This window comes from Exiguobacterium sp. UBA3491, from assembly GCF_002377745.1.
Lineage (GTDB): Bacteria > Bacillota > Bacilli > Exiguobacteriales > Exiguobacteriaceae > Exiguobacterium_A.
The window spans coordinates 234,174-256,496 of the sequence record NZ_DFQK01000012.1; the positions used below are offsets into that span (position 1 = coordinate 234,174).

The window sequence follows — 22,323 nt, forward strand, 5'->3', positions numbered from 1 at the left end:
ATCTCGCCCGGCAGGTTGTTTGTTTTGATTAGTAGACTGTAACTGTGACGTTTTGGCGACCCCAGTTGAGTGCTTCTTGTTGTGAACCAACGAGAAGATCAAGACGGTTACCTTGGATTGCGCCACCACGGTCGAGTACGATTGCTTCACCAATGCCTTCGATGTGCATACGTGTACCGATTGGATATTGCGAAGAAGCTGCTACGATACGCATACCATTGTACGTGATCGTATTTGTAACGTCATAACCGCTTGCTGTCAACGCACGACCGTTGTAGAGTTGGCTACCATTGTTAGATGGATCGTTCGTGTAAGCACTGACGTTCATCGTCACTTTTGTACCTGATTTTGCAGGTGTTGATTGTTTTGTTGCAGTTGCTGGTTGAGCTGCTGCTTTTGGTGCTGGCTTCGCAGCCGGTTGAGCCGCTGGCTTCGCAGCTGGTTGAGCTGCTGGTGCTTTCGCTACGCTACCGAGTGTTGTATATGCACTGTGTACATAGCGTGTTTTACCGTCGATTGTTGTTTTGATCCATGCACCGACTTTACCTTCTACGTTGACTTTTTCACCTTTGTAGAGGTTACCGACATCTTTCGAGCTTGTCGTTGGTTGTGTACGGACATTTAATACTGCCGTAGTAACTGTAGCTTTTTTAAAGTCGAATGAGCCTGCTGCAGACGTATACGCGCCATGGACATAACGTTTTTGACCGTTAATGTGTGTTTGGATCCATGCGCCAGAACGTCCTTCGACATTTAATGTTTGACCTTTATATACATTGCCTACGTCTGCTGATGCAGTTGTAGGTGCTGTGCGTACGTTGAGTACTGGTGTATTTACTGTTACCGTTTCTGAGGCAGCCTCTGTCTCTTGGGCAAATCCTACTGATAGAGCTGTTGCTGCAAGACCGGCAGCGAAAACTGCTTTTTTCATTATTGATGTCCTCCTGACATATGCTGTGTTTACTGTTCCTACTTTACACGGCAAATCTGACTTGTGCGTTTACAGGTCAATGTCATTCGAGTTACAAACTAAGCTTGTATGACAAGAAGATTGCAAAAGAAGGGTTTTTGTCATCGGTAGGACATAATAATTATGAAAAATAGACATTTATAGGTCTTTTGACTTACTTTCGATGAAATATTCGAACAATTTAAAAGGAAAAAGACTTAAATATAGAAACTATGTCATCCTTTTATCGTCTAGTGATGAAAAAGTGAAATAGGTGATATGCAGATCAATACTTGACGATCGTCGTCACACCAAACGCTGTCAGATAGGAACGATGGTACAATTCCTGCATCCAATCGTTAGCGGAAAGCTGAAACGTGCCGTGAATCGTTTGGTACGTTCGTTGTTGAATATTGATGTCAATCGGCTCTACTAGTGGAGCGGACGGTAGATGGTCATGCATGCTGTCATTTTGATTTTCAATGTAGAGTAATTCGAGGACATCTCCTTCTTCCATATAACGCTCTAAGTAAATCATGAACTCCCATTGATCAGCACCATCAATCGTATAAAGGTAAGACATCGTGAATCGTCCTTACTTCAATGAGACATATTCAAGCGGTTCGACTTCATCTACGTATAATCGAGGAAGATCGTCAGGTACATAAAAGGGACGGGAACTAGCTAAGAACGTAAGAGTAGACATAAAGCACCTCCATCAGAAATAAGAAGTCATAAAAAAGTCAGCATTCGCACTCGAATGCTGACTAGATCGTGCATTAGGATAAGAGCGGTTCGTTTGAACCGTGAATGGTATAGTTTTGGACCGTCCGTGAATATTCTAAAAGTAGGACGTCGAGTTCATGGCTAAGTTGCAAAACACGCGGGGAGGTGATGCTGGACTGGTCAGCTTGATGATATAATTCGCTACGTTTGGCTTCAATGGCTAACGTCAATAGTTGTTGTGTCGTCATAGCGGTCTCCCTTACATTGGTGTCGTATCCATATTCTAGCAAGTCCATTTACTAGATGCAACGAGATTTCAGTAAAATTGACGAAATGTAATTTTTTTGTAATTTTGGCGGACACGAATCTTTTGCAACTTTCTATGAGATAATAGGTGCTAAATGCAGAGGAGTTTGGCAAAATAGAGAAGGAACTTCTTCTATAGTAGTAAAGAAAGGGGATGCTCATATGGAGCTCTCATTGTGGTTAGCGTTCGGAGCCGGTTTGTTATCATTCGTCTCTCCGTGTACGTTGCCGCTGTATCCTGTATTTCTCTCCTATATTACAGGAGTGTCGGTCACGGATTTGAAGGAACGAGGGGTACGGGAAAGGCGATCCCTGTTTCACACGTTAGCTTTCCTCGTTGGATTTGCGATGGTCTTCGCTGTGCTCGGACTCTCGACATCCTTGTTCGCAGATGTCTTTATCACATATCGGGATACGTTACGGATGGTCGGGGCACTCGTCATCTTCGTGTTCGGTGTCGTTCTCGTCGGGTTATGGCAACCGACATTCTTGATGCGTGAAAAGAAACTGAATCTTGGGGAACGAAAAGGGGGATACGTCGGAACGGTACTCGTCGGAATCGGTTTTGCGGCTGGTTGGACACCGTGTACAGGTCCGATTCTCGCAGGAGTCATCGGATTAGCTGCGACCAATCCGAGCCAAGGTATGTTCTACATGCTCGCGTACGTCCTTGGGTTCTCGATTCCTTTCTTATTAATGGCATTTTTCGTAGGTCGTTCGCGTCTGTTCGTGCAGTATAGTCTGAAATTAACGAAATTCGGTGGAGCTTTGATGATGGTCTTCGGTGTCATGCTGTATTTTGACGGTCTCAGTAAATTCGCGGCATGGATGAGTGACATCGTCGGATTCACAGGATTTTAATCAAGGAAGTGATTGGATGATTTGGATATCAACTGGGGTAGCGCTCGTCATGGGTTTGCTGATCAGCTTTATTCGCGTGAAGGCATCAGCAAAACCGACGAACGCTAAAAAAATCTTGATCCCACCGTTTGCGATGTCAACGGGAATGCTACAGTTTTTATACCCAGCTTCCCGTCTGACATGGACGGAGGTAGCAGAAGCGTTGCTCATTGGAGCCATCTTCAGTATCTTTTTGATCAAGACATCCAATTTTTATGAAGCGGAAGGGCAGATTTATCTGCAACGTTCGAAAGCGTTTTTCATCGTCTTATTCGGCATCTTATTCATTCGGACGATTGCGAAATTCTTTATCGGAGGGCAAATCGACATCTTCGAGACGGGTGGGATCTTTTATCTCGTCGCCTTCGGTATGATTGCCCCGTGGCGCTTCGCGATGTATCTCAAATTCAAAAAGGTGAAATCGGGCACCGTGTCTGTAGCACATTTACCCCAATAAAAAACCGCTGAAGGTGACTTCGGCGGTTTTTTCGTGCATCCTTCAATTTTGGAAATATAATGCGTAGTCTCGCCAGTCGATGGCGTGCTCCGTCAAAGCTTTTTTCAAGAATTTATGATCGCGTTTCGGCGTCGCAGAAATATACCCTTTGACGACCAGTTCAGATGTCATCTCTGTCGCCCGTTCCTCGAGTGCGAACTGTCCGATCCGCCCGGCAATCTTGCGGCGTGCGACATCACGAAATGCCGATGGGACCGGCATGACGAGAGCGTTCAATAACTCCATCGTCTCATCCGTCCAAAGGTGTCGTGTCTTGTCGATGTACTCATCTTCCCAGTCCATCATCGATTTACCGTCTTCTTTCGGCAACTTCTTGAGGAACTTCCGGAACATGAAAACCCCGCCGATTGCCATGAGTGTAATCATGATAAAGCCCCAGAGCAGAATCCCGTTCATGAACCATTCCATGCGCGACTCATCCCCCTTTCACATCAAATATAGATTAGCATAAATCAGGTGGACGTGCTATGATGAATGACGGAGAAAGTGAGGCGAAAAAATGCTGCAACCATATGTACAATTGGACGAGACCGGACAGCCCCGTAAAGGTGTCTTACCTGAAACAGCGGACGGTCGGATCGTTGAATTCTATTATGATACAAAGGGTGAGGAGATTACAGTCATCTTCGTCACCGTTCCGGCAGAAGATGCGAGCCGGAAGCGTGCGTTTACGGTCGGGAAAACGTTCAAGACGGTCTCGACACTCGAAGACTTCACATTACTTCACTATGAATGGGCAAATGACCAGATTTTTGCGACACTCGAGATGTTCGCGGATGGGTCGAAACGTCAAATCGACGCTTCGAGATTGCTCGACTATTAAAAAAGAAGGAGATGCGGATTGCCGCGTCTCCTTCTTTTGATATTTAAGAAATATGAAGTCGGATGACCTCGTCATGAAGGTCAACCTGTCCACCGATCGGGAACGTAAACAAAGGACTCGTATGTCCAAAATCGACATTCGCAAGGACCGGAATCTGTTTTAGTGATGGGTAAAGTGAAATCAAGTAGCGCAGATGTTCTTCCGTCATCTTCGTTGCGAGTTGGAACCGTCCGAAGACGATCCCACGAATTGTCTCGGCGCCTGGTTGCGCCATCAAAGAGGCGAAATCACGGGCGAACGTCGCTGGGTGGACTTCGTAATCGTCTTCAAGGAACAAGATGGTATCCCGCAAATCAGGGAAGTGCGACGTGCCTTGAAGGAGGTTCAAGGTGCAAAGATTTCCACCGATCAGACGACCGCTCGCTTGTCCCGGAGATAAGAGTATCGGTCCTTTGTTCGGTAACGTGATGACATGTCCGCGATCCGAATCCCGCCAATGAATCGACGGCTTGATTGTAACCGGGTCCGTTCCGAATAAGACTTGTTTGAAATAATCAATCGTATAGGCGTCACGATCACGGAAAGCCCGTAACATTGGTCCAGAGTATGTCACTAAACCTGTATTCGTCAAAATGGCGTGACTGAGCGCCGTGATATCAGAGAAGCCACAAAGAATCTTCGGATGCGTCCGAATCAGTTCATAATCGAGTAAATCGACGAGTTCATTCGTACTGAACCCACCGCGAACGCAAAGGATCGCATCGACGTTCGGATCAGCGAACGCGGCATGGAGATCTGCAACGCGTAACTCGGGATCACTGGAGCCGAACGGATTGACAGCACGCGCATGTTGACTGATTGAGACGCGTAATCCGAATGATTCGAGTGTCTCGATTGCATCGTCAATGATCTTCAGCTCGACTGTCGAGAGGCTCGAAGCGGGGGCGACTAGGCGGATATGTGAACCATCTGTCAGCTTCTTCGGCGTTAAGGTCGGAAGATGAGCGGAAATGATTTCCAATCGGTTACCGAATGGGTCCGCTGTAAAGAAACGACGGCGCGGAGCAAGTCGTGTATCATGCTCAACGGGATAACCGGCGTCTTGCAAGCGATCACTCAATTCTTCAAATGTAGCGACGGTCAATCCGGGATGCGCTTTTTTAGCAGGAGAGAATGGCTCCTCGATGCCGAGGTGAAGCGCTGTACCGTGGTCTTTGAACCAAACACCACCACTTTTTTGAACACCAGCAGGTTTATCGACTTCCTTCATATGTAAAAGCCCGGCATAAAATGCACGGGCGCGATCTTCTTCATTTTTCGGCATAGCGAGTTGGACATGATCTAACATGAAGACACTTCCTTTACGAATGAGATTTAAGCAACGAACTGGGTGATCCGTTTCAGTTCACGCTCAACGAGATTCAAGTAGAAGACACCTTCGATCCGACGATCAAGAGATTGAGCGATTTCATATAAGTTCGTCCGGAGCGCTGCGAGATACGACGCTTCCTCACCAAGGGATTGTCGATGGGCGAATGCATAGTGAGCGAGTAGGAACTGGAGATATCCACGATCGGTTAGGAATGGAATCAACTGTTTTTTCTCCTCCATCAACCAGGTATAGTTTGTGTCGTAATACATCTTCGCATATAAATGATAAGGCTCATCGCCACCGGTAAAGAGTGTTTCACCACGTTTGACTTCTTCAATCAAGCGTTCGCTCCAATCAAAACGTTCTTTTTTGCGACTAAGGAATAATGGCAGGATGTATGGATGAGCCTGATCTGGCATCCGTGAACAACCGCGTTCATGTCGCAGTGCCGCATAAAGAAGTAAGGCGCGATCTTCGAATCCACGTTCGATTGCATATGTCATCCGGCTGAAGGCTTCACAGGATGGGCAATCACTGAGTTCGTCGCTTGGTGCGTCGACCCATTCCGATAAATAGTGATCGGCTTGCTCCTCGTCACCGAGCTTGCTGTAAACCATGAAGCTAATATAGTCGCGTGTGCGCGCGAATCCATGCGCGTCACAAAAATCGATGAATCGGTCAAGATCTTCTTCGAGAAGCGATACCGTCACGTCTTCTTGTTCTGCCATATAGATCAAATAGGACTTATAGTTCCAGTACAAATCAAGTTCTTGTTTTGGAGTCAGTGTCATCTCGTCTTTTCGGATCCATTCCATTAAGAGCGTGAAGGACACGAGAAATGATCGGAAGTGTCCTAGATCAAATTGATTTTGTGAAAACGTCCATAAGGAGAGGAAGCGGAGTGAATCATCAGCTGTTTCCTCAAAGATGGCCCATAAGGCCTCACCGCGTGTAACGGAGGGTTCTTCTTCCTTTAAGCGAAGATATAAAAGATGGAGTTCTTCTTGAGGGTTCATCTGTACCCCTCCTTTCTTATATAAGTATACCACGAGCGTTTTGAGAAATCGCAATTGAGCGAGGACGGAATAAAAAAAGATTCCGAACCGGCTCAATCGCGGTTCGGAATCATTTCAAGTATTTGGGGATGAGTATTAGCTGTCGGATGTAGCAAATCGTGTACTGTATAACTGTTGAGTACTTGATGGAACGCCGCAATGGCATCATCGAAAGCATCACGTGCCGGATCGAGCGAAGGAACTTCATAAATACCTTCTTGCGGATCGAGAAAATGAACGGTTGGTTCAAAGAGTTGTACGACGTCACCGATATGAATTGCATCCGGAGGGCTCGCTAATCGAAAACCACCTCCACGACCACGGACAGAATCAATCAGACCACTCTGTCCTAAACGATAGACTACTTTCATCAAATGATTCTTAGAAATGTCGTAACAATCCGCTACTTCCTGGATTCGGACTAAACGATCGGGATGAGCTGCTGCGAACAGCAGGGACCGAATCGCGTAATCCGTATAACGTGTCATGCGCATTTTCATCACCTACTTAACACACATACTAGGGGGGGGACGCAAGCATTTACAACTTTCAATGTGCAAAAAATAAGATGCATTTTAGAGATTGTTTTTGAGAGTGGATTCACGCATAATGGATGGTGAAAGGTAGGTTAAATTATGCATTTCGATCAGGCATTACACCTTTTGCAACAGCTAGGTCCATCGATGGAGCAAAAGGGATTGCGGATCGCGACGCGCTTCTATGACTCGCTCGAGGCGACGTACGAAGAAGAATTGCGCGCGCTTCGAGAAGCGGGGGCTCAGGAAGGAACTCGGGCTCTGCGGATTTTACGCCTAAGTCAATTACTGAACCAAATTACCAATCAGCATGAATCGAGTGAACTGTTCAAATTGATTTTATTGAACGAAATCAATCAGACGAAATCGTTTCTGCTGACGTACCCGGACATCATCAGTCATGAAATTTTAAAAGCCGTTCAGATTGAATATGCACTTGAGGAAGATGCTCTTTTGCTTCAAGCATGGTCCATCGTCCATCATCAACTTGTCGATACGTGTCGGCATTTTTGTAAATACCGCCGTGCTGAAAATTGGCGGCAACAAGATATCTTATTGATCGCAGAAGAACATCATCTAGGAGCCGTCATTGATGAAGCAAGGCATGCTCTCTTAAGCGGTCGGAAAACGACCTTATTACATGTCTCAGCTGAAGAACTGGCAGAACGAATGTTAGCAAATGTCCTCTCCTTGACGACGAAAGGCATGATCGTCCACCACATTCGTCAAGAAGGATGGGAACAGCAGATGCAGGAATTCCTGACGATGATCACAGCGAATGATCCGATCGTCTTCGTCAGTGGATCGACGAACTTCATTGCAGACATCCAGCAACGACTCGATCCGCTACCGGTCCTGTTCGGTCCGTTCGTAGCGGCAAATCAATTACCATCTTAACGAGAAAAGCGATGTGTCACGCTCTGACAAAAGTCGGAGCATGACACATCGCTTTTTTAAGCTGATTTCGTTAAGCGTTTCGCGCGTTGAATCGAACGATCGAGTGCGAGATAGACCCCACCTGATACACAGCAGAGCAGTCCGACGAATCCAAGCGCAAAATCACCTTTTCCGGAGTCAAGGAATAAGGATCCGAGCAGTGGGGCGGTGACGCCACCGATCAACCACTGAAGACTCGCAGCACCGTTGTACGTTCCGCGGAGATGTTCCGGGGCGATTAAGGCAATGAATGTCATCTGCACAGGGGACATGATCATCTCACCGAGCGTATAGAACGCATAAATCGCAAGCAATACTGTCACGAGCACGACATAACTCGTTCCGAGTGAGAACAGGTAAGACGGCAAGAATGCGAGGAAAATCATGCCGATTCCGAAGATCGAGGCACCAAGCAACATGACTTTTCCGAATGCCTTCCCTGACAAGCGAGCAGCAATCGGGAACTGGAATAAGACGACCATGATTCCGTTGAGTGCCATCAAGTAAGGAAACGGATTTTGTTTCGTCGGTAATCCTGGCAGTGCTTCTTTCAAGAAGACCGGTAACATACTTTCGACGAGGGCAAACCCCATCGAAATGAAGACACCCGCACCGATGAAGATTAAAAAGACGTGATCCTTCCGCAATACAGTGAGCGGTGATACTTTGACTTCGTCTGTCTTTTCGATATACTCCGGTTTCGTTTCTTCGATGAAGAAGTAAAGAACGAGTCCATATAGGAAAAAGACGAAGGCAGCGGAGTAGAAGATGAGCGAACGATCGACGAACAGGACAGCACTTCCGAGAAGTGGTCCGAACGCTGCGCCGACATTATGTCCCATCCGAAGCAGACCGAACGATTCATTCAGGCGTTCTGGTGGTGTGACGTCAGCGACCATCGCGCTTGCTGCCGGATGGAACAGTGAACTCGATAAACCGAGCAACGCGTTCAAAGCGAGCAGCGGTCCGAATGAATCGGCGAACGAGAAACCGATTAGCGCGATGACGTCACCGATGATCGAGAGAACCATCAGTGGTTTTCGACCGAATTTATCAGCGAAGTGGCCACCGAGAACGGCGCCGACGAGTGACATGATCGGTCCAGTCGCCATGATGACGCCGACTAAAAAGTAAGAATCGAGTCGATCCGCGTAATAGAGAACTAAAAATGGTGCAATCATGAACATCATGATCCCGGTGATCGTTTCCCCGACGAACCGGATCCAGATGTTGCGATCAAGCTGTTTGAGTGCATTAAACATAGTGAAAACCCCTTATATTCCGTTTTTAGACAATAGAAAAGACGGATACGCACAAATATGGGCATACCCGTCCAAATATAAGAGGGCAGCATGCACGTATACGCATACGCACACCCTGCTTAATTAAAAATTAAACGATTGGGTGACGTACAGTTGTAGCCGATACAAAGACAGTGTGGACAGATGTCCGGGCTTGATGGAATACCATTGTACGTCTCCTCCTTCTGTAATAGTGAACTTCCTAGTCATCGTAAAGAAGATCGTGATGAATTGTCAACTTTAAATCTGAAAATTGAGTCAATGAAGTGAAATGGACGAGACCTTGAAAATTCGGTATGATAGACTAGTTGCGAAAAAGATTGATCGGACTTTTGAATATATCGGTGAAAGGAACTACCATACATGACAAACATTCTACAAACGGAAGTCGAAAAGCGTCGGATTTTCGGCATCATTTCCCACCCGGATGCGGGTAAGACGACACTAACTGAAAAATTCCTCCTACACGGAGGCGCGATCCGTGAGGCAGGTTCTGTCAAGGCACGGAAAAACTCGAAATTCGCGAAATCGGACTGGATGGAAATTGAAAAACAACGCGGAATCTCTGTTACGTCTTCGGTCATGCAATTCGAATACAACAAAAAGATCGTCTCGATCATGGATACACCGGGTCACTCGGACTTCGGTGAAGATACGTACCGCATCCTGACGGCTGTTGACTCAGCAATCATGGTCATCGATGCGGCGAAAGGGATCGAGTCGCAAACGAAGAAACTTTTCCAAGTCTGTCGAATGCGCGGTATTCCAATCTTTACGTTCATCAACAAGATGGACCGTCAAGCGCGTGATCCGCTCGAATTGATGGAAGAACTCGAAGAAGTCCTCGGTATCCCGTCGGTTGCTGTGACATGGCCAGCTGGTTCAGGTCAACAGTTCGAAGGGGTCTACGACCGCGTCAAAGGACAATTCCACTGCTTCAAAAATGATCGTAAGACGATCGAACTCGGCGAGGAAGGTCTCGCGAACGAAGAACTCGCGACGACGATCAACTCGGAAATGTACGAGACGTTGATGGATGAAGTCGACTTACTCGACGGCGCAGGTAACGAATACGATGAAGAATTGATCGCAAAAGGTGAACTGACTCCGGTCTTCTTCGGATCAGCACTCGTCGATTTCGGTGTCACACCACTTCTTGAACATTACTTGAACTTGTCTCCTTCACCGACACCACGTGAGTCGAACAAAGGAAAAGTCGAGCCGGCGCAAGACTTCTTCAGTGGTTTCGTATTCAAGATTCAAGCGAACATGAACCCGAACCACCGCGACCGGATTGCGTTCGTCCGGATCTGTACAGGTAAGTTCGATCGTGGGATGGACGTCGTCCTGACACGGACAGGCAAGAAGATGAAGCTGTCGCAATCGACACAATTCATGGCGGATGAGCGAGAAACGGTCAACGAAGCGTTCGCAGGAGATGTCATTGGTTTGTATGACTCAGGCAATTATCAAATCGGTGATACGATCACGAACGGTGATCCATCGTTACAATATGAAGCACTCCCAACGTTTGCACCGGAACTCTTCCTGAAGGTCTACACGAAAAACGCCTTGAAGTCGAAACAGTTCCAAAAAGGTGTCGAACAGCTTGCGCAAGAAGGTGCGATCCAGGTCTACAAGACGGAATACAACGAAATCATCCTCGGAGCGATCGGACAACTCCAATTCGAAGTCTTCGAGCACCGGCTCAAAGGTGAGTATGGCGTTGACATCTTGAAGGATGCCGCGAACTTCCAAGTCGCGAAGTGGATCAAGCCAGCAGAAGTCGCTGCCGTCAAAAAATTGACGGATTCACGGACGGTTCTTGTCTATGACCGCTGGGAGAATGCCGTTCTGTTATTTGCGAATGATTTCGTCTACGAGCGATTCGTTCAGAAAAACGAAGGAACGATCACATTGGTCGATTCACCGCAACAACTCTAAGTTTTTGACGGACTACTTTTCGAAGTGGTCCGTTTTTTCGTTCCTGAAATCTCGTTTGATGGCAAGCGAACAAGGGTAAAAACAGAGCGAGTTTGAATTCATATGAAAAAGGAAGGTGTCATGTGATGGCGAAACGGTTTGTTGGGATTTATCAGGATCAATCGAGTCTGGAACGAAAAATTGAAGAATTGAAACAGCAAGGACATCATGATTCGGACTTTTCTGTCGTCGGTCGAGATGACGCGGCAGACGAAGCATCGGGTGCAAGTTGGATTGATCAAGTCAAATCAACGTTCTCTAAAGAACCACCGCTCCGTGAGACATTAAAACGTGTCGGACATTCGGACGATGAGGCAGAACGGCATTACGCGGAAGTCGAGCATGGCGGTCTTGCACTGTTCGTCAAGGATCGAGATCACGACCACGACCATGATCATGACCACGATCACCATCACCATCATGACCATGAGCATCATCATAACCATGACCACGATCATCGGCACGATGATAATAAAGTCGAAAATCCAGGAAACAACGCCTATGAAGCCAATCACCGTGAGGAAAGTGAGAAGAGCGACCGGGCGAAATGGAAAGCGGACGATATCGACTAATACCTAGAAGTGAAGACGCCATATTGGTGATCTTCACTTTTTTTCGTATCCGAAGTCGCTGGGGAGGATATGTGAGGAATCGAGGTGCTATACTGAGAGCATCGAAGAGGTGATAATACATGAAAAAAATAGTGACAGCTTTGGCAGGCATTGGTCTCGCGACTGCCTGGTTCATCAACCGATACCCGGTGTTCGGAAATCGACCAAGCCGTGCGGAACGACTGAGTTTTAAACGATCAGATCGCTTTGTTGACGGGAAATTCAAAAATGAGATGGACTTCCAGTTGAAAATGGAATGGGACTCGATGAAAAGTATTTTAAAGGACTACGGACGAAACATTCCAAATCTGCGTCCTGTCAAAGCGCTGCCGACGCTTCCATATCAGCGACGGCAAGACGATAGTGAGGTACCACGTGTGACATGGTTTGGACATTCGGCGTTTTTACTTGAACTCGATGGACAAACGATTTTCTTTGATCCGATGCTCGGTCGCGCACCGTCGCCATTCCCGAAACTGGGAGGGGGACGGTTTCAAACGACACAGAAAGTTGACCTTGAACGCCTTCCGTTGATTGATGTCGTCGTCTATTCACACGACCATTATGATCATCTGGACTATCCATCCGTCCTTGCCTTAAAAAATCGAGTCGGTCGCTTCATCGTGCCGCTCGGTGTTGGGAGTCGTCTCCGTGGATGGGGCGTCTCAGCGGACCGGATCACGGAACTCGACTGGCATGAATCGACGCGAGTCGGTGACGTCAAATTGACAGCGGCTCCATCGCGCCATTATTCAGGACGAAATGGTTTTGATCAATTTTCGACGCTATGGGCATCATGGGTCATCGAAGGCTCGCAAAAGGTCTTCTTTAGTGGCGATAGTGGGTATGGTCCGCATTTCAAAGCAATTGGTGAACAATATGGTCCGTTTGATCTGACGATGATGGAATGTGGGCAGTATGATGTCCGTTGGTCCAACTCGCATATGTTACCGGAACAAACGGTTCAAGCTCATCGTGATGTCAAAGGTCGTGTCCTGATGCCGATTCACTGGTCTGCCTTCATCCTCGCGTTTCATGCGTGGTTCGAACCGGTCGAACGGTTGCTCAAGGAAGCAAAACGCGATGAGATTCCGGTTCTGACACCAATGATCGGGGAGAGTGTGACACCCGAGAGCACGACACGGAAATGGTGGCGGGAAGTGCGTTGAGTAAAATAGCTTTTTGATTTTAATTGAATGAAATGATAAAAAAGTAGCCTTTTCGAATCACATCGAAAAGGCTACTTTTTTAGATGAATAAACAGATGAGATGTTCATCCTCGACTCTTACAGGAAAGCGAGAACGATGAAATCGTCCGGTCGTACAATACCATTTAGCTTGCCAATCGATCCGCTTGTTTCGCGCGACGAGAACGTACTTTTTCGATGATCTCGAAACCGAGCACAAGCATCGTTCCGACGAGTAATCCATTACTTAGGAACGGACGAAGCGTCAAAGGCAGGACTTCAGCGATGACGGTTGATTGTAACAAGATACTGATGCCGATGACGGCACTGATCGCAAACGCATGGCGGCGGCGACTGTTCTCCATGTTACTTTCAGCAGACTGCCAAGCAATCAGGAACATGTGCGGCAATGTCGCAAGCAACGCGGCACTCGCAACGCTCCGCGGTAAGGTCGCGATGATCCCGATCAAGCTTGGGAAGAAACCAATCAGTGCGATGACGAGCGAGGCAATCAAGAACGGACGACGTTTCCGGCTTCCTGTTTGCGCGATGAACCCGCTCGTAATGGGTAAAGGCACCGGTACAAGCGTCGAGAAAGTAGCGGCGAGTAAATGAATGACGCCTTCGATGGATAACCCTTGGTGCAGACGTCCTTGTTTTTGAAGCGTTGCTTCGACGGCACTTAAAGCGGCAATTAAATTGACGACAAGCAAGATCGCGAACGGAATCGCGACAAGGAATGCACTGCCGTCAAACTGTGGCCATCCGAACGGTAACGCTTGCGGTGGTGCGAACAAACTAGACGACGTAGGAAGTGACGGACGGCTGACAAGCCAACCGACGATGATCCCGATCATCAAGGCGAACGGACGTAAGCGACTCGGTCCGAATTGGCTGAGTCCGAGCACAAGTAAGAACGTAATGATCCCGGCGAGCCGTGTTGCCTCGACGGCGAGGACGGCACCAAGCATGACGCCTGTCAATTGAATACATAATAAGAGCAAAAACGTTCCGCTGACGAGCGGTGTGAAGACGGGTAATAAGTACTTCGTCCATCCTGTCAAACCAAGGATGATGAGGACGATACCGGCAATGACGACGGCTGCCATCGCGATCGTAAAGGCCGTTTTTGAATCGACCGGTAGTGCGGCGATGACGACGAAGATGCTGACCCATGATCCGGCAGGTCCCGATACGATCGGAAGCCGGTGGCCGAAGGCTCCGTGTAGGAAACAGGCAATCCCGCCTACAAAGAACGACCGTTGGACAAGAGCAGCTGTTTCGACTGATGAGAGGTCGAACAGACTGGCGACGACGATTGGTAAAGCAATCGTGTTCGCGAGTAAAAAGACGATCCACTGTAAGGTAGAAGTCGTTTGTTTCATGAAAAAGCTCCTTTCTTAAACTTCAGATATTCCTGCATCATAGCATATGATTGATGTTATGATTCATATATCTTTATACATGAAAACATATGAAAGAGATGATGAATATGGATTTACGCCAGTATCGCTATTTTTGTGCGGTCGTCGAGGAACAATCCGTCACACGGGCAGCGGAGCGCTTACGGATGGCACAACCTGCCTTGACGCAACAAATCCGACGAATGGAAGAAGAGTTAAGCGTTCGCCTAATCGAGCGGGCAGGGCGCGGAATCCGGATCACACCAAGCGGCAACCGCTTATATGAACGGGCGGTTTCATTGCTACAGTTTGAGCAGGAGACACGAATGGAATTAAGCGACATCGAAGCCGGACGAACAGGGATTTTGCGGATTGGTGTCAACACGTTATCAGCCAGTCGGCTTGTTGACTGGATCGAACAGATGAAACGACGACATCCTGGTATTATCTTACAAGTTCACCAAGGAGAATCGAGTGCGCTCATCGAACGGTTAAAAGAGCGGTCACTTGATGCAGCGTTGGTCCGTTTGCCGATTGATGCGCAAGGCGTCTCGATTGAATGGATGGAGGAAGAACCGTTTCATCAAGTCTGGCACCCTGATCATCCGACAGCGGATCTCATCATTCCAAGTCAGGAAGGGCTTGGTGTCTTTCAGACATTAAGTCAACGGCTCGGTGTCGTATCGCAAGAGACGTGTTCTGACGTCTTGACACTAATCGGACTCGTTCGGAAAGGGAAGGCTGTGACCGTATTGCCGGAGAGTACGTTGCGGGAACTGGACACGGCAGGACTGCATCAGACATACCTGTCAGGTGCAGCAAGTACGACAGCCTTCGTCTGGTTGACGGAGACGGGACCGACGACACTGACAAAACAATTCATTGAAATCATGCAAGAAACAGTAGATTAATTAAATGGACAGGAAAGAAAGGAACGATCGAATGAAAAAGATTCAAGGCACATATGGGGAAGCAAAGATTTTCACGGACAACGTCGACGAACTGACGATTAAGCAAGTAACAGCCATGTTGGAGGAACAATTTGCGACAGATAGTCGCGTTCGGATCATGCCGGATTGTCACGCTGGAAAAGGGTCCGTCATCGGAACGACGATGCATGTGACGGACGAGGTCGTACCGAATCTCGTCGGTGTCGATATCGGTTGCGGCATGTTATGTACACGACTTGCTGAACAAGAACCAATCGATTATGCGAAACTTGACGCGACGATTCAGCGTCTCGTTCCAAGTGGCATGTCGGTACGCCAGCAAGCCCATCCATTGTCAGAACAGGTACCGTTTGATCAAGTACTTGCACCGTTTAACGAGACACGGGCACGATTATCAATCGGTACGCTTGGTGGAGGGAATCATTTCATCGAACTGAACCAGGATGCAGCAGGACAGCGCTATCTCGTGATTCATTCCGGCAGTCGCAACCTTGGGAAGACGATCGCTGAACATTATCAGGCAGAAGCCGAGACGGCACGCTTCCAATTTGATGCGGGTCAAATCATTGAGGAATTAAAGCAGCAGGGGCGCGAATCGGATATTCAGGCGACCTTGCAGCAATTGAAGGAAAAACGATCTACGTTTAACAAAGATTTAGCATCTGTTTCCGGAGAAACGATGGAGCGTTACCTCCATGATCTTAAGATCGCCCAACGATACGCAGCATTAAACCGTCAAGCGATGACCGAAGTCATTTTCGAGGCGATGGGATGGACGGTAGTGGATCAGTTCGATACGATCCACAACTACATTGATCTTGATGCGATGATTTTAAGAAAAGGTGCCATCTCTGCGAAAGCCGGCGAGCGGGCAATCATTCCGATGAACATGCGCGATGGCTCCTTGATCGTCGTCGGAAAAGGAAACCCGGATTGGAATTATTCCGCGCCACACGGAGCAGGACGCATCATGTCACGATCTAAAGCGTTCAAAACAGTTGAACTCGATGCATTCGAAAAGACGATGACCGATGTCTGGTCAAGTTCTGTCGTCGCGTCGACGCGTGACGAGTCGCCTTTCGTCTATAAACCGATGGACGAAATCATTCGCAATACGAAAGAAACGGTCGATGTCGTCGAGATCATTAAACCGCTATACAACTTTAAGGCAAAGTGATGTCAGGGTGTTTTCAAAAGGGGAGGATAGTGTATGCGCTATGAGAGAAACATGGCGATCCTATTTTCGAGTGTATTTTTAAGTGTAGGATGTACGGATGAGGCGGTCACGACGGAACAGAAAAAAGTAGAAGTCAAAACTACTACTCATACGAATCAGAAGACAAAACATCCTATCTTACATCCTGTTCAGTATGAAAAGCTGTTCAAGTACATGGATGAACACCTGAAGATGGATCAATTTCAGTTGCAGGCAAGTACGATAGGTTCAGATTTCACGGCTGTAGATCGATCATTGAGTTTTGGGAAGAGACGTTGGTTAACCGTTGACGGAACGATAGACACACCGTCGACACAAGAGACACTTTATTTTGAAAATCAAAAACAAGATACGCGGTTAGCGATCCATCTTACTTATATAGATCGATACATAGGCAATGACGTGATGCAGTATCAATCAAGTGATGGCTACAAAGGGCTGAATCAAAAGCTATCGAATCAGTCTGATCTTATCATCATCAGCTACAAAAACATCCTCATATCCGTGCAACAAAATGCTTTATATAAAGTCGATCCTGACACGACGCAGGAGGCAGCAAAACAGGTGATTCACGAATTAAAAAACGTTCCCGTTTAAAACGAGAACGTAAAGAAGACAACTTTGATTTGATTAGACTGCACCATCCGGTAATGTCTCACCTGTCCGGCGAATCGTCGCTCCGAGTTCAGCGGCGATCGCATTGACGGCTTCTGAATCTTCGTTGACTTCACTGATCAAGATGACACCGTAATGGTCGGGATCAATCTGATTCAGCGTCCGGTTGAATAAATCAAACGATTCCCGTTCGTTCTTTTCATCCCGGTTCGCACCGATCAAATAACCAGCAACGGAACCGACGAGCATACCGAACGGACCTCCGACGACACCGATCGCCATGCCGATCAATGAGCCTTTGAAGGATTGGTCCTGTTGCGTGAAGTCAATGGCATCGATGAAAGAGAACCCCTCTGCTTCGTCGCGTTTGGCGAGAACCATCTGGTCCATGTCGATTTCCTTGATCGCTTCGAGGTCTTTGATCATCGCGAAGCCTGTTTGCGCTTTTTCTAAATCATTGAAAATAATCGTCGTAATGACGTGCGTTGCATCGCTTTTATATTTCGCCATAATAAACGCCTCCACAAGAATCGGATATCGTACTACACTTTTTAAGTACCCTGAACATTCTAAATGGAAACGCGAGACTGGAAATATGAAAAAAACAGGACAACAGAATAATTTTTTAATATCGGCAATAAGTAAAACTTATCGAAAGTCTTTTGTTCTTTCAAATTGTAACGGAATCCATATTATACTATGATAGAACTGTACAAGTAAGCGGTATCAGGGGCTTGATGTCGTGAACACTTAAAGGGGGAATCACCATGAAGCAAACAGATGTGTCGCAAGATGTCTTTGGCGCACGCCGTTCGTTTGAAGCAAACGGTAAGAATTATCAGTACTACAGTCTTGAAAAATTGGAAGAACTCGGATTGACGGAAGTCAAACGCCTTCCATATTCGATTCGTGTCTTACTCGAGTCAGTACTTCGTCAACAAGATGGTCGTTCGATCACACGTGAACACGTCGAGAACTTGGCGAAATGGGGAACAGCTCAAGTTTCGAATGATGTCGACGTTCCGTTCAAACCGTCACGCGTCATCCTTCAAGACTTCACAGGTGTTCCAACGGTCGTTGACCTCGCATCACTTCGTAAAGCGATGCAAGATCTCGGTGGAGACCCATCGGTCATCAACCCAGAAGTACCAGTCGACCTCGTCGTTGACCACTCGGTTCAAGTCGATGCCTACGGTTTTGCTGGAGCACTTGCAGAAAACATGGATCTTGAATTCGAGCGTAACGAAGAGCGTTACAAATTGCTTCGCTGGGCAACGTCAGCATTTGATAACTACCGTGCCGTACCACCAGCAACAGGAATCGTTCACCAAGTCAACCTCGAGTACTTGGCATCTGTCGTCCTTGAAAAGGAAACAGCAGACGGTACAGTTGATGTCTATCCGGACACACTCGTCGGAACAGACTCACACACGACGATGATCAACGGTCTCGGCGTCCTCGGTTGGGGAGTCGGTGGGATTGAAGCGGAAGCGGGCATGCTCGGACAGCCGTCATTCTTCCCAGTACCTGAAGTCATCGGTGTTCGCATCACAGGTGAGATGCACCCAGGAACGACAGCAACAGACGTCGCGCTCCGTGTAACGGAAATGCTCCGTCAAGAGAACGTCGTTGGTAAATTCGTCGAGTTCTTCGGTCCATCACTCCACTTGATGTCACTTTCTGACCGGGCAACAATCGCGAACATGGCTCCAGAATACGGCGCGACATGTGGATTCTTCCCAGTTGATACAGAGACATTGACGTACCTTCGTCTGACAGGTCGCGATGAAGCATTGATCGAAAAAGTCGAGAACTACTCGAAAGCAAACGGTTTGTTCTACACGCCACAAAACGAAGATCCAACATTCACGAAAACGGTCGAACTCGATCTTTCGACGATCGTTCCTGCGCTTGCTGGACCAAAACGTCCACAAGACCGGATTGATTTGACGGATGTCCATACATCATTCAAAAAAGCGTTGACGGCTCCACAAGGAAACGCTGGATTTGGTCTTGCAGAAGAAGAAGCGAACAAAGTCGCAGTCGTTCAGTTCGAAGACGAAGCGGTTGAGATGCGTACTGGTGATGTGGCGATTGCTGCGATCACGAGTTGTACGAACACTTCAAATCCTTACGTCATGATCGGTGCGGGACTCGTCGCGAAAAAAGCGATCGAACTCGGTCTTTCGGTTCCGAAATACGTCAAGACATCACTTGCGCCAGGATCGAAGGTCGTTACGGATTACCTCGAGAAATCAGGACTCCAAACGTACCTTGACGAACTCGGCTTCAACACGGTCGGTTACGGCTGTACGACATGTATCGGGAACTCTGGTCCACTCGACCGCGCTGTCGAAGATGCGATCCTTGGTTCAGACTTGCTCGTTTCGTCTGTCCTCTCAGGAAACCGTAACTTCGAAGGTCGTGTCCACCCGCTCGTCAAAGCGAACTACTTGGCTTCACCGCCACTCGTCGTCGCGTATGCCCTTGCAGGAACAGTCGACGTCGATATCATGAACGCGTCACTCGGGACAGGCAAAGACGGACAAGAAGTCTTCTTCGCTGACATCTGGCCTTCACGTGATGAGATCCAAACGATCATCAACACGGTCGTCACACCAGAAAGCTTCCGCGCAGAATACGATTCAGTCTTCATAGGAAACGAACGTTGGAACAACCTTGACGTGCCAACAGGGGATCAGTACGACTTCGATGGTGAGTCGACGTACATCCAAAACCCACCGTTCTTCGAGAACCTCGCGAAGGAAGCGGGTCAAGTCGAAGCCCTCAACGGACTCCGTGTCTTCGGTAAGTTCGCTGACTCGGTCACGACGGACCACATCTCACCAGCTGGTTCATTCTCAAAAACGACGCCAGCCGGTCAATACCTCGTCAACAAAGGGGTTGCACCAAAAGACTTCAACTCATACGGTTCACGTCGTGGTAACCACGAAATCATGATGCGCGGAACGTTCGCGAACATCCGCATCCGTAACCAAGTCGCACCAGGTACAGAAGGTGGCTTCACGACGTACTGGCCAACAGGCGAAACGATGGCGATGTACGATGCTGCGATGAAGTACAAAGAAGATGGTACAGGTCTCGTCATCCTCGCTGGTAAAGATTACGGTATGGGTTCTTCACGTGACTGGGCAGCAAAAGGAACGAACTTACTTGGCGTCAAAGCCGTCATCGCGGAGAGCTTCGAGCGGATTCACCGTTCAAACCTCGTCATGATGGGTGTTCTTCCACTTCAATACGTGGCAGGCACAACAGCTGAAACACTTGGTCTAACAGGTGAAGAAGCGATCAGTATCGCAATCGATGAGTCTGTTCGTCCACGTGACATCGTTAAAGTCACGGCAACAGCGGCAGACGGAAAAGTCACTGAATTCGAAGCGATTGCTCGTTTCGACTCAGAAGTCGACATCGATTACTACCGTCACGGTGGGATCCTTCCAATGGTCCTTCGTGAGCGTCTCCAACAAGCATAAGTTGTCTAATCAAAGGTGGGGGAAACCCCACCTTTTTTTGACGAGAGGAGGAATTCGATGAATCGATTCAAGAAGTGGTTTCAACCGAAGGAAGATCGACCGTTGCCGATGCGTGACGTGACGCTTGATGAAGTCAAACAAGCGACGCATGCGTTTGAATCTGAACTACCGAAAGGGACGAATCGGACAGTGCTTCTAGATAATGATCAGCGGATCGACCTGAAACAGCTGGAGCCGTATTTGAAAGCACGCTCGACACAAGTGTTTTACATGTCGCGTGAGACATTCACCATCATGGAAGCAAAAGACCGGGAACTCGTCTATGAGATGGATCATGTCCAGGTTGCTGTCGATCGCTATTTTGACCGGGTGAAAAAACTTCCGTTAAAACCGTATAGCAAAACGTTTCAAGTCGACTGTGCGATGTTGTTTCAGGATGGCTATTTACGTGAAATGCCACATCATAGTTATTACTTGGTCGATGAGTCGATGATCGTCTCGTTGACGCCGAAGAAAGCGTAAACGTAATCAAGGGTGGACCGAATTCATTCGGTTCGCCTTTTTTTGTCGTCCTGAACGTTTTCTAATTTGTTCAAAAGTCTGACGAATTTACTCAGAAATCGTGAAATCTTGGACAAACCCTTTGTATTTCCCCTTTAAAACCGATACGATGATAGGGAATAGAGACTTGAGCTAGGAAGGTGTACATGGCATGACGAAACGAACGAGCACGTGGATTGCAGTAGCAATCGTGGCAATGGCGATCCTCCTTGCCTACAATTTTTATCTCTTGAACAAGACGCAGACCGCTAGCGATGAAAAAGCCGCAACGGTCAAACCGTTTTATACGATGACACGCATTCAATATGTCGAGAAGAAACTCGCAACGAAAAAAGATGAGCTCGAAGCCCGGACATATGAAGTCGTGTTTGACGACAAAGGGCATTTTCGGACAGAAGTCGTAGACGGACCGTCAAAAGGATCGCTTGCGACCTGGAACGGCACAATGTTCCGTGAGTATGATGCGACAGGGAAGTTAGTCAATGAGACGAAAGCAGGCAAAAGCGTCAGTGCGCCGCGTCCATTCCTCTCTCGAGGATTCAATGAACAGATTCTCGCCTTCATTAAAAAAGGAGACTTTGGACAAGTCGAGGGAGAAGCAGACATTGCAGGGATGGCTGCGGACGTTTACGTGAAAAAAGAACCATCGAGCACGGTTCCTGAAGAATGGATCAAACAGTATCCATCGATCTTCGATAAAGAAAACAACCAGGAACAAGCGACGTATTATGTCGCATCTGACCGTTCGAAAGTCCTCGGTGCCGAATCACGCAATAATGGTAAATTGTTCTACTCTGTCAAGATGAAGAGTTTTGAGACAATTGATACGTTCGATAAGGAATGGCTAAAAGCAAAATAAACAAGAAACGACCGGCGATGACG

23 protein-coding genes are annotated in these 22,323 nt (G+C 47.6%); 13 read left to right on the forward strand and 10 right to left on the reverse strand.

Annotated elements, in window-relative coordinates; genetic code table 11:
• Window positions 1–28: 28 nt before the first annotated feature.
• The 3 genes from B4F99_RS04255 to B4F99_RS04265 form a co-directional block, all read right to left on the reverse strand.
• Entirely contained in the window at window positions 29–931 is a 903-nt protein-coding gene (locus B4F99_RS04255; protein WP_035408692.1) for an SH3 domain-containing protein, read from the reverse strand.
• Between the two features lie 304 nt (window positions 932–1,235).
• Complete coding sequence (locus B4F99_RS04260; protein ID WP_290755530.1) at window positions 1,236–1,532, reverse strand: hypothetical protein; 297 nt, start codon at window positions 1,530–1,532, stop codon at window positions 1,236–1,238.
• A 196-nt stretch (window positions 1,533–1,728) separates the two neighbouring features.
• Window positions 1,729–1,923, reverse strand: a complete 195-nt coding sequence (locus B4F99_RS04265; protein WP_290755531.1) for an aspartyl-phosphate phosphatase Spo0E family protein — start codon at window positions 1,921–1,923, stop codon at window positions 1,729–1,731.
• A gap of 220 nt (window positions 1,924–2,143) precedes the next feature.
• Here B4F99_RS04265 and B4F99_RS04270 point away from each other — a divergent pair, with 220 nt between their 5' ends.
• Both B4F99_RS04270 and B4F99_RS04275 read left to right on the forward strand, forming a co-directional pair.
• The gene (locus B4F99_RS04270) at window positions 2,144–2,842 is read left to right on the forward strand and encodes a cytochrome c biogenesis CcdA family protein (RefSeq protein ID WP_035408688.1); all 699 of its coding nucleotides are present in this window, start codon (window positions 2,144–2,146) and stop codon (window positions 2,840–2,842) included.
• A 16-nt stretch (window positions 2,843–2,858) separates the two neighbouring features.
• Window positions 2,859–3,338, forward strand: coding sequence for a CcdC family protein (locus B4F99_RS04275; RefSeq protein WP_214855384.1), 480 nt, complete (start codon window positions 2,859–2,861; stop codon window positions 3,336–3,338).
• A 42-nt stretch (window positions 3,339–3,380) separates the two neighbouring features.
• Here the strand turns inward: B4F99_RS04275 and B4F99_RS04280 are convergent, their stop codons facing one another.
• Entirely contained in the window at window positions 3,381–3,806 is a 426-nt protein-coding gene (locus B4F99_RS04280; protein ID WP_290755534.1) for a DUF2621 family protein, read from the reverse strand.
• A 91-nt stretch (window positions 3,807–3,897) separates the two neighbouring features.
• On the opposite strand from B4F99_RS04280, the gene B4F99_RS04285 reads away from it, so the two are divergent.
• Window positions 3,898–4,221: a hypothetical protein gene (locus B4F99_RS04285; RefSeq protein ID WP_023467783.1), complete on the forward strand. Its 324-nt coding sequence runs from the start codon at window positions 3,898–3,900 to the stop codon at window positions 4,219–4,221.
• A 43-nt stretch (window positions 4,222–4,264) separates the two neighbouring features.
• Here the strand turns inward: B4F99_RS04285 and B4F99_RS04290 are convergent, their stop codons facing one another.
• The 3 genes from B4F99_RS04290 to B4F99_RS04300 form a co-directional block, all read right to left on the reverse strand.
• Window positions 4,265–5,569, reverse strand: coding sequence for an LD-carboxypeptidase (locus B4F99_RS04290; protein WP_290755535.1), 1,305 nt, complete (start codon window positions 5,567–5,569; stop codon window positions 4,265–4,267).
• Between the two features lie 26 nt (window positions 5,570–5,595).
• The gene (locus tag B4F99_RS04295) at window positions 5,596–6,609 is read right to left on the reverse strand and encodes a hypothetical protein (RefSeq protein ID WP_290755537.1); all 1,014 of its coding nucleotides are present in this window, start codon (window positions 6,607–6,609) and stop codon (window positions 5,596–5,598) included.
• Between the two features lie 92 nt (window positions 6,610–6,701).
• A complete protein-coding gene (locus B4F99_RS04300; protein WP_290755539.1) occupies window positions 6,702–7,142 on the reverse strand; it encodes an RrF2 family transcriptional regulator in 441 nt (146 codons plus the stop codon).
• A 141-nt stretch (window positions 7,143–7,283) separates the two neighbouring features.
• Between B4F99_RS04300 and B4F99_RS04305 the strand changes: the two genes are divergently transcribed.
• Complete coding sequence (locus B4F99_RS04305) at window positions 7,284–8,081, forward strand: hypothetical protein (RefSeq protein WP_214855391.1); 798 nt, start codon at window positions 7,284–7,286, stop codon at window positions 8,079–8,081.
• A 56-nt stretch (window positions 8,082–8,137) separates the two neighbouring features.
• Here the strand turns inward: B4F99_RS04305 and B4F99_RS04310 are convergent, their stop codons facing one another.
• Window positions 8,138–9,382 carry an MDR family MFS transporter gene (locus B4F99_RS04310; RefSeq protein WP_214855393.1) on the reverse strand — a complete coding sequence of 415 codons (1,245 nt, stop codon included), beginning with the start codon at window positions 9,380–9,382 and terminating at the stop codon, window positions 8,138–8,140.
• A gap of 402 nt (window positions 9,383–9,784) precedes the next feature.
• On the opposite strand from B4F99_RS04310, the gene B4F99_RS04315 reads away from it, so the two are divergent.
• From B4F99_RS04315 to B4F99_RS04325, 3 genes are all read left to right on the forward strand, one after another.
• Entirely contained in the window at window positions 9,785–11,365 is a 1,581-nt protein-coding gene (locus B4F99_RS04315) for a peptide chain release factor 3 (RefSeq protein ID WP_214855395.1), read from the forward strand.
• Window positions 11,366–11,490: 125 nt separating this feature from the next.
• On the forward strand, window positions 11,491–11,976 hold the full coding sequence (locus tag B4F99_RS04320) for a general stress protein (protein WP_290755543.1): 486 nt from the start codon (window positions 11,491–11,493) through the stop codon (window positions 11,974–11,976).
• Window positions 11,977–12,095: 119 nt separating this feature from the next.
• Window positions 12,096–13,184 carry an MBL fold metallo-hydrolase gene (locus B4F99_RS04325; RefSeq protein WP_290755545.1) on the forward strand — a complete coding sequence of 363 codons (1,089 nt, stop codon included), beginning with the start codon at window positions 12,096–12,098 and terminating at the stop codon, window positions 13,182–13,184.
• Between the two features lie 164 nt (window positions 13,185–13,348).
• On the opposite strand, the gene B4F99_RS04330 is transcribed toward B4F99_RS04325, so the two are convergent.
• Complete coding sequence (locus B4F99_RS04330; RefSeq protein ID WP_214855402.1) at window positions 13,349–14,587, reverse strand: purine/pyrimidine permease; 1,239 nt, start codon at window positions 14,585–14,587, stop codon at window positions 13,349–13,351.
• Between the two features lie 107 nt (window positions 14,588–14,694).
• Here B4F99_RS04330 and B4F99_RS04335 point away from each other — a divergent pair, with 107 nt between their 5' ends.
• From B4F99_RS04335 to B4F99_RS04345, 3 genes are read left to right on the forward strand one after another with little or no spacing between them, the layout of a single operon-like run.
• Window positions 14,695–15,516 (forward strand): LysR family transcriptional regulator, encoded by an 822-nt coding sequence (locus tag B4F99_RS04335; RefSeq protein ID WP_290755547.1) that lies wholly within the window; start codon window positions 14,695–14,697, stop codon window positions 15,514–15,516.
• A gap of 31 nt (window positions 15,517–15,547) precedes the next feature.
• Entirely contained in the window at window positions 15,548–16,732 is a 1,185-nt protein-coding gene (locus tag B4F99_RS04340) for an RtcB family protein (protein ID WP_290755549.1), read from the forward strand.
• A gap of 33 nt (window positions 16,733–16,765) precedes the next feature.
• Window positions 16,766–17,368 carry a hypothetical protein gene (locus B4F99_RS04345; RefSeq protein ID WP_290755551.1) on the forward strand — a complete coding sequence of 201 codons (603 nt, stop codon included), beginning with the start codon at window positions 16,766–16,768 and terminating at the stop codon, window positions 17,366–17,368.
• A gap of 33 nt (window positions 17,369–17,401) precedes the next feature.
• Here the strand turns inward: B4F99_RS04345 and B4F99_RS04350 are convergent, their stop codons facing one another.
• Window positions 17,402–17,896, reverse strand: coding sequence for a hypothetical protein (locus B4F99_RS04350; protein ID WP_290755553.1), 495 nt, complete (start codon window positions 17,894–17,896; stop codon window positions 17,402–17,404).
• Between the two features lie 257 nt (window positions 17,897–18,153).
• On the opposite strand from B4F99_RS04350, the gene acnA reads away from it, so the two are divergent.
• The 3 genes from acnA (at window position 18,154) to B4F99_RS04365 (ending at window position 22,300) form a co-directional block, all read left to right on the forward strand.
• A complete protein-coding gene (gene acnA, locus B4F99_RS04355) occupies window positions 18,154–20,880 on the forward strand; it encodes an aconitate hydratase AcnA (RefSeq protein ID WP_290755555.1) in 2,727 nt (908 codons plus the stop codon).
• A gap of 57 nt (window positions 20,881–20,937) precedes the next feature.
• Complete coding sequence (locus B4F99_RS04360; protein ID WP_214855413.1) at window positions 20,938–21,402, forward strand: DUF3939 domain-containing protein; 465 nt, start codon at window positions 20,938–20,940, stop codon at window positions 21,400–21,402.
• Between the two features lie 190 nt (window positions 21,403–21,592).
• Window positions 21,593–22,300: a hypothetical protein gene (locus tag B4F99_RS04365; RefSeq protein ID WP_290755558.1), complete on the forward strand. Its 708-nt coding sequence runs from the start codon at window positions 21,593–21,595 to the stop codon at window positions 22,298–22,300.
• Window positions 22,301–22,323 lie beyond the last annotated feature (23 nt).